This window comes from Brevundimonas sp., assembly GCF_024711105.1.
Lineage (GTDB): Bacteria > Pseudomonadota > Alphaproteobacteria > Caulobacterales > Caulobacteraceae > Brevundimonas.
The window spans coordinates 20,933-28,167 of record NZ_JANJTL010000059.1; the positions used below are offsets into that span (position 1 = coordinate 20,933).

A 7,235-nucleotide genomic window follows, 5' to 3' on the forward strand; every position below is an offset into this window, starting at 1 on the left:
ATGACACCGTCCGCCCTCCGACGCCGCCGCCTCGCCGCCGCCCGCCGCCGGGCCCGGGCGGGCTTCTCGCTGGTCGAACTGATGGTGGTGATCGTCATCCTCGGCCTGCTCGCCACGGTGGTTGTGGTCAACGTCCTGCCGGCGCGCGACCGCGCCATGGTCGAGAAGGCCGGGGTCGATGTCTCCATGCTGGAGGGTGCCGTCGACACCTACCGGCTCGACAATCTGGACTACCCGCCCGACCTTGAAGCCCTGGTGCGGGCTCCCGCCGGCCTGGCGCGGCCGGACCGTTACCGCCAGGGCGGCTATGTGCGCCGCCTGCCCGAGGATCCCTGGGGCAATCCCTATCAGTACCGTCACCCCGGCCAGCGCGGCGCGGTCGACATCTGGTCCTTCGGCGCCGACGGCGAACCGGGAGGCGAGGGCAATGACGCCGACATCGGGAACTGGTCCTGATCCTTGGGGCCGGCGCGCCGGCCTCACCCTCGTGGAGCTCATGGTGGTGCTGCTCGTGCTCGGCGTGGCCGCGACCGCGGTGGTCATGACCATGCCGGACCCGCGTCCCGGCCTGGGCCACGAGGCCGAGGTCTTCGCCGCGCGACTGGTTCGCGCACGCGAGGAGGCGATCCTCACCAACCGCACGGTCGAGGCTGCGGTCGACGCCGACGGCTACGCCTTCCGTGTTCGCCGGCCGGGCCGTCGGGAGCCGCTTGCGACGCCCCCCTTTGAGCCCGTCCAGTGGTCCGCCGCCGTCCAAACGCGCGGCGCGGAGACTGTCGCCTTTGATCCGACCGGCGGGACCGAGCCCGCTCAAATCGTCCTTGTGCGCGACGAGGCGCGGGCGCGCGTGACGGTCGACACCGGCGGAGAGGTACGCGTCCATGTCGGCTGACCGCAGGCAGGGCCAGGAGGGCTTCTCCCTCATCGAACTACTGGTCGCGCTGGCCGTGTTCAGCCTGGCGGTCATGGCCCTGCTGAACCTGGCGGGCGAAAGCACGCGCGTGGCCGCGTCGCTGGAGGAACGGGTGCTGGCCGGCGTCGTCGCCGACAATCGCGCGGTCGAGGCCCTGGCGCCTGAGGAGCCGCCGCAGCCGGGCCTGAGCGAAGGCGTCGAACAGGCTGGCGGCCGCGAGTGGCGGTGGATCCGCTCGGTCACCGCCACGCCCGACCCGGACATCATTCGCGTCGAGGTCCGCGTCGGCTTTCCGGGCCAGGACGCGACCCTTGCCGAGGTGACGGCCTTCCGGAGCGCGCGGCGGTGAGGGCGGGCTTCACCCTGGTCGAGATGCTGGTCGCGCTGGCGGTGTTCGGACTGCTGGCCGCCGCCGGCGTGGCGGTCACCGGCTATGCGGTGCGCACCCAGGACGCCGTGGCCGAACGGTCCGACCGGTTGGCCGAGTTCCAGCGCCTGCGCGGTCTGATCAAGGCCGACCTGGTCCAGGCGGCGGTGCGGCGCACGCGCGGCGCCGATGGCCGTTCGGCGCGCCAGACCTTCCAGGGCTCCACTTCGGGCCAGCCGCTGATGGCCCTGGTCCGGCGCGGTTGGGAAAACCCGGACGGCGACCCCCGAGCCTCGGTCCAGTACGTGGAATACAGCCTGAACGAGGGCCGGCTGGAGCGCCGCGCCCGCGCCGCGCTGGACGGCGCGCCGCTGGGCGAGCCCCAGGTGCTGGCCCGGGATGTGGCGGAGGCCCGTGTCGCCTGGATGTGGCGCGGCCAGTGGATCGAGGCCTGGGAGCAGGCTCCGCCCGACGCGACGCCGCAGGCCGTGCGCCTGACCCTGACCATCGACGGTCTTGGCCCCGTCACCCAGCTGTTCCTCGCGCCTGGAGGCGAGCTGTGACCCGCCGGCCGCACGAGGAGGGCGTGGCCCTGATGACGGTCCTGCTGCTGGTCGCGGTCATGTCGACCCTGGCCGTCGGCATCCTCGACGACATTCGCTTTGGCCTAAGGCGGACCGAGAACGCCCGCAATGTCGGCCAGGCCCAGTGGTATGCGCTCGGCGCCGAGGCCCTGGCCCAGGCGCGCATCCGCCGGCTGTGGGAGCTGGACCGCGACCGCACCTCGCTGGCCGGCGACTGGAACGGCCGGCCCTTCGAGTTTCCGACCGACGACGGCGGCGTCATCCGCGCCTCGATCCGCGATGGCGGAGCCTGTTTCAATCTCAACAGCGTGGTCGAGGGGCGCAGCGACCTGTTCATGCGCCGCGAGCTGGGGGTGGAGCAGTTCACGGCCCTGGCCCGCGCGCTCGGCCTGACGCAGGGCCAGGCCCTGGCCGACAGCCTCGCCGACTGGATCGACACGGACGTCTATCGCGAGGGCCGGGGCGGGGAGGACGAGGCCTATTCGTCCGGGGTCCAGCCCTATCGCACCGGCGGGACCCTGCTGGCCGAGGTCAGCGAGCTGCGCGCCATCCGCGGCTTCACGCCCGAGGTCTATGCGCGGCTGCGGCCCCACGTCTGCGCCCTCCCGACCAGCGACCTGTCGCCGATCAATCTGAACACCCTGCCGGTGGACCGGCCCGAACTGATCACCATGCTGACCTCGGGCGCCGTGGGCCCGGACACCGCGCGGCAGATCCTGCGGAGCCGCCCCGCCCAGGGCTGGGCCAGCGCCACCGACTTCTGGGTCCTGCCCGCCGTGGCGCGCGCCAATGTGGCCGACGCCGTGCTCGACCAGGCGCGGGTCAGCACCCGCTTCTTCGCCCTGAGCGCAGAGGTAAGGCACGTCGACGCCGAGGTCGTGCTGAGCGCCCTTCTCGAACAGACCCCCGCCGGGCCGGTGCGCGTGCGCGCCCGCCGCTGGACCTACGACGAATGACCCCGATCCGCCTTCTCATCCTGCCGGCCACGGCCGACCAGACCTGCCGTCAAATCCTGTTCGGCCCCGAAGACCATGTCATGGAGGACCAGCGCCTCGACTACGGCGGGCCGTGGCTGGGTGATACGCCGGCCGTCCTGGCCGTGCCTGGTGCGGACGTGCTGGCGCGCCGGCTGGTGCTGCCCGCGGGATCGCGCGCCCAAGTCGAGGCGGCCGCCACGATGATCCTTGAGGAGGATCTCGCCAGCACGCACGAGACGCTGCGCGTGGCGGTCGGTCCCGTCGAGGCGGACGGCGCCCGGCTGGTGGTCGCGGCCTCGGCCAACCGCGTACAAGCCTGGATGGAGATCGCTCGCGCGCTAGGCGCCGAGCCGGCGGTGGTGATCCCCGATTACCTGCTGCTGCCGGAACCGGCCGAGGACGACGACGCCGTGCTAGCGCTGGACCTCGGCGACCGCATCGCCGCGCGAGGCCGCGACATCGCCCTGTCGGCCGAGCCCGACCTGCTGCCGCTGCTGCTGCAGGAGCGCGACACGGCGGCGCTGGAGCCCGGCCCGGCGCTGCTCGCGGCCTTCGTCCGGGCCGTCCGCTCGCCGATGCTCGACCTAAAGCCGCGCCCGCCGGCCGAGGGGCTGAACCGCAGGGCCATGCGGCTCGCGGCGGCGCTGGCGGCATTGGCTCTGATCTCTCCGCTGGTCCTCGACGGCGCCCGCGCCGCACGCGACGACGGCGCCGCCCGGCGTGACGAGGCCCAGGCCCTGGGCCTGGCCCGCTCCGTCCTGGGATCGGGCGCCGCTATCGACGATCCTGCCGCGCAGGTCCGCGCCCGGCGGCTCGAACTCAACGCCGGCGCTGGCTTCGGCGACAGCGCCGCCGGCCTGTTCGCGGCCTTGGAGAGCGTCGAGAGCGCGAAGCTGGAGGCCCTGATGTTCGACCCGTCCGGCGTGATGCGCGCCACCGTCTCCTACGCCGACTACGCCGACGTGGAACGACTTCGGGGGGCCGCGGCCACGCACGGCCTGGCGCTCGAGGAAATCAGCGCGCTCGACGAGCGCGGCGTCCGTATCGGCGCCTTTGTGGTGCGGCCGGCATGAACCCGCTGTTCTCACAGGCCCGGGCCTGGTTCGAGGTCCGCACGCGGCGCGAGCAGGTCCTGCTTGGCGTCATGATCGCGATGCTGCTGGCCACGGTCGCCTGGTTCGGCCTGGTGTCGCCGATCCGCGCCTGGCGCGCCGACGCCGCAGAGCGACGGCTGGAGGCGGCCGAGGCCCTGGCCTCCATCCAGGGCGACGTGGCCCGGATCAACGCCGCCGCCCGCACCGCGCCGACGGGCTCAGGAGAGCCGATGGAACCGCTTCTGATCCGAACCGCTGAACAGGCCGGCCTGAGCCTGAGCCGCCAGCAGGCGGAGTCGGACGGCGCCCAGACCGCCTGGCTGGAAGGGGCCCCGCCCCAGGCCGTGTTCGGCTGGATTGCGACGCTGGAACAGGCGCATGGCGTGACGGTCTCGAACCTCACCGCCCTCAAGGCCGCCAATGGCGGGCTCGACGTGCAGGTGTCCTTCCGGCAGGCCGGCCGATGAGGATCGTCGGCCTGACCCTGACCTTCGCGGTCGTGCTGCTGGTCACCATGATCGCCGGCTGGCCCATGCGGGCCGCGCTCGGCGCCGCGGGCGTCGACCGGCTGGGCCTCTCCGCCCGCGAGGTCACGGGCACGCTCTGGTCGGGCCGGCTCTCCGATGCGCGGCTAGGCGACATTTCGCTCGGGGATGTCGAGGCTCGCCTCGCCTTCTGGCCCATGCTGGCGGGCGAGACGCGGCTGAGCCTGGAGGCGAGCGACGGCCCCTTCGCCGTCGAGTTGGTCCGCGCGCAAGACCGCGCCGGGGTTCGCGGACTGGACATCCAGGTCCCGCTCGCCACTTTCGGCCTTCCGGGACAGGCCGGGGGAACCGCCACCCTCACCCAGTCCGACATCCTGTTCGTGGACGGCCGCTGCGCGCAGGCGTCCGGCCGCGTCCGGATCGACGGTCTGGCCGGACCGGGCTGGACTGCGCCGGCGCTGGACGGAGCTCTGGCCTGCCATGACGGCCTGCTGCTCGCCCGCATGAACGGCGCGGACGAGCGGTTCGCCCTGGCCGCGGACCTGCGGGTCCGGTCGTCGGGCGCCTGGACGCTCACGCTGCTGGCGCAGCCACGCGATCCCTTGCTTGCCCCCCTGATGGAGGCGCAGGGTTTCGCGCCCGGGCCGGAAGGCCTCACCTACGAAGCCCGCGGGAGCCTGAACCGATGAGACCCCTGATCCTTCTGGCCGCAGCCCTCGCCCTGTCCGCCTGCGGGACGGCCCTGCCGTCCGTCGGTCGACCGGGCCCCGGCGGGTCCGTAGCGACCGGCCTACCCCTGGGCGAGGTCGACGCCGTGCGGCTTCAGTCCGGCCAGTGCGCCCTGGCGCTGTGGACACGGGGCGTGCCCGCGACACGTCTGGCCATCGCCGTCAGCCAGCCGCCGACGATTCGCGTGAATGCCCACGGGCGACAGATCGAACTGGCCCGGACCGAGTACGATGGCGAGGCCGCCTTCGGTCACTATCCGCGGCAGACCTGGGCGGGAGACGGCATGAGCCTGACCCTGACCACAAGATTCGCGGCGCGCGGCGGCATGGTGGGCGGCGCCGTGACCGAAGACGCCACCCTGAGTTTCACGGGGTCCGATGGGGCGGAGCTGGTGATCCCCGTCGCCGGCCTGGTGGCCTGCCAGCCCTAGAGACCGCTTCGGCCGAGCGGGCCGAACAGCCAGGCGAGCCAGGCCCCGATGGCCAGGAAGGTCCCGAATGGCAGGCGCTGGATCAGGTCGAGCCTTCGGACCCGCGCGGCTCCCACAAGCGCCACGGACAGGCCCGCGAGGCAGGCCCAGACCAGCACCGTCGGCAGCGCCGCCCAGCCGACCCAAGCGCCGATGCCGGCGAACAGCCGCGGGTCCCCGCCGCCCAGCCCCTCGCGGCCTCGCAAGCTTCGGTAAAGCAGGGCGACGAGCCAGAGCGAGACGAAGCCCGCCACTGCCCCGATCAATCGGTCAACCAGCAGGTGCGGCTCGATCAAGGCGGCCGCGGCAAGCCCCGTCCCCAGGAGTGGCAGGGTCAGCACGTCGGGCAGCCAGAAATGCTCCGCGTCGATGATGGCGATCAGCAGGAGTTGCCACGCCAGAACCGCTCCGGCCACGGCCCCCCAGCCTGGTTGCGCCAGCGCGGCCCATGCAGCGAGAACGGCGGCCGCGGCCTCAATCAAGGGATACCGTGGTGAAATCGGCGACGCGCAGCCCGCGCAACGCCCTCGTTGCGCGATCCAGCTCACGATGGGTGCAAGTTCAGCCGGACCCAGCTTGCGGCCGCAGGACCGGCAGCGAGACCGTGTGGCGACCACCGGCTCGCCCGTCGGCAATCGAACGCTCAGGAGCGCAAGGAAACTCCCGATCACGGCTCCCAGCAATCCAAGGGCGACCGGGTGCACCAGGAAGTCGAGGGCTGGATCCAGTTCAGGCACGTCGCTGCCTAACCCACCTACGTGCACGCTGTGTGACATGCGATCGTGGACATTCGGCGAAGCCGGAGAGGCGCTAACGTCGTCGAAGCGCCAAAAAACCTTCACTGTAAAGCAGGAGCGCCGTCGCATTCGGCCGCTAGGTCGGACGCATGACCATGCTCGAGGATGCACCGCCGCGTGGTGCCGCCGGCCAGGAGGTTTCGGTGGACATCGGCCTGATCCACCTGGGCTGCGAGGCTACGCCAGAGAGCCAGGAAGAACGGCTCCTGGCCGCGGGCTGCACCTCGTTCCTCCGCATCGCGGATTATGCTTCAGGACGCAAACAGCTTGACCGCGGCCTCGCGGGATTGAAGGCGGGCTCGCGGGTTCATGTCACAGGCCTGGAGGCGTTCGGACGCTCGCTGGCCGAGATCCTGCGGACGGTGAGAGGCCTCGTCGAAATGGGCGTCGAGGTGCGGGTCAACGAAGAGCAGGCATCCATGGCGATCTCCTCGCGAGACGAGGTCGCAGAGGCCTTGCGCGCCCTGGCCAGTTTCGCGAGCGCTCACCGGAGTCCCCCGATGACCGCGGGCCGCCGGCCACGGACCGCGTCGCTGTCGGAAGTGCAGATCAAGTACGCGAGGAAGCTATTCTCCGAGGGCGAGCCGTTGCGCACGATCAGCCTGATCATGCGCGCCTCCCCGGATGAGGTGTGGCAGGCGATCAGCAAGCATCCAAGGGGTGGAAAGGGCTAAAGGCGCCCGACCTGGTCGTCCGTCTCTGTCGGCGCCGGCCGGGGCTCCCCGTCGGCATGGCGGCGGCGGCAGGAGCGGGTTAGGAAGGCATATGGCTTTCCGCGCATCCCTTCCCCTCTGCCTCGCCTGCGCCCTGCTCGCCGGCT

The 7,235-nt window shown here is 72.1% G+C and carries 11 protein-coding genes and 1 pseudogene; 10 read left to right on the top strand and 2 right to left on the bottom strand.

The features are described from left to right. The 9 genes from gspG to Q0M60_RS04755 are packed head-to-tail and all read left to right on the top strand — an operon-like array spanning position 1 to position 5,579. On the top strand, positions 1-456 hold the full coding sequence (gspG, locus tag Q0M60_RS04715) for a type II secretion system major pseudopilin GspG (RefSeq protein WP_296816583.1): 456 nt from the start codon (positions 1-3) through the stop codon (positions 454-456). Beyond that, positions 428-892: a GspH/FimT family protein gene (locus Q0M60_RS04720; RefSeq protein WP_296816585.1), complete on the top strand. Its 465-nt coding sequence runs from the start codon at positions 428-430 to the stop codon at positions 890-892. Before gspG ends, Q0M60_RS04720 begins: the two co-directional genes overlap by 29 nt. After that, positions 882-1,262, top strand: a complete 381-nt coding sequence (gene gspI, locus Q0M60_RS04725) for a type II secretion system minor pseudopilin GspI (protein WP_296816588.1) — start codon at positions 882-884, stop codon at positions 1,260-1,262. The genes Q0M60_RS04720 and gspI overlap by 11 nt, the downstream gene beginning before the upstream one ends. Next, positions 1,259-1,843 carry a type II secretion system minor pseudopilin GspJ gene (gene gspJ / locus Q0M60_RS04730; RefSeq protein ID WP_296816590.1) on the top strand — a complete coding sequence of 195 codons (585 nt, stop codon included), beginning with the start codon at positions 1,259-1,261 and terminating at the stop codon, positions 1,841-1,843. Before gspI ends, gspJ begins: the two co-directional genes overlap by 4 nt. Continuing rightward, positions 1,840-2,820, top strand: coding sequence for a type II secretion system minor pseudopilin GspK (gene gspK, locus Q0M60_RS04735; protein WP_296816593.1), 981 nt, complete (start codon positions 1,840-1,842; stop codon positions 2,818-2,820). The genes gspJ and gspK overlap by 4 nt, the downstream gene beginning before the upstream one ends. After that, positions 2,817-3,914 carry a type II secretion system protein GspL gene (gspL, locus tag Q0M60_RS04740; protein ID WP_296816597.1) on the top strand — a complete coding sequence of 366 codons (1,098 nt, stop codon included), beginning with the start codon at positions 2,817-2,819 and terminating at the stop codon, positions 3,912-3,914. The genes gspK and gspL overlap by 4 nt, the downstream gene beginning before the upstream one ends. Beyond that, a complete protein-coding gene (gspM, locus tag Q0M60_RS04745) occupies positions 3,911-4,402 on the top strand; it encodes a type II secretion system protein GspM (RefSeq protein WP_296816600.1) in 492 nt (163 codons plus the stop codon). Before gspL ends, gspM begins: the two co-directional genes overlap by 4 nt. Continuing rightward, complete coding sequence (gspN, locus tag Q0M60_RS04750; protein ID WP_296816602.1) at positions 4,399-5,109, top strand: type II secretion system protein N; 711 nt, start codon at positions 4,399-4,401, stop codon at positions 5,107-5,109. Before gspM ends, gspN begins: the two co-directional genes overlap by 4 nt. Next, positions 5,106-5,579 (top strand): hypothetical protein, encoded by a 474-nt coding sequence (locus Q0M60_RS04755; protein WP_296816604.1) that lies wholly within the window; start codon positions 5,106-5,108, stop codon positions 5,577-5,579. The genes gspN and Q0M60_RS04755 overlap by 4 nt, the downstream gene beginning before the upstream one ends. On the opposite strand, the gene Q0M60_RS14415 is transcribed toward Q0M60_RS04755, so the two are convergent. Further along, complete coding sequence (locus Q0M60_RS14415; RefSeq protein WP_366855556.1) at positions 5,576-6,034, bottom strand: A24 family peptidase; 459 nt, start codon at positions 6,032-6,034, stop codon at positions 5,576-5,578. The two genes, Q0M60_RS04755 and Q0M60_RS14415, sit on opposite strands and share 4 nt — an antisense overlap. Before the next feature lie 33 nt (positions 6,035-6,067). Further along, positions 6,068-6,484: pseudogene (locus Q0M60_RS14420) on the bottom strand (prepilin peptidase); the annotation flags it as partial. A 20-nt stretch (positions 6,485-6,504) separates the two neighbouring features. Between Q0M60_RS14420 and Q0M60_RS04765 the strand changes: the two are divergent. Further along, positions 6,505-7,089 (top strand): recombinase family protein, encoded by a 585-nt coding sequence (locus tag Q0M60_RS04765; protein WP_296816607.1) that lies wholly within the window; start codon positions 6,505-6,507, stop codon positions 7,087-7,089. Positions 7,090-7,235: the final 146 nt, after the last annotated feature.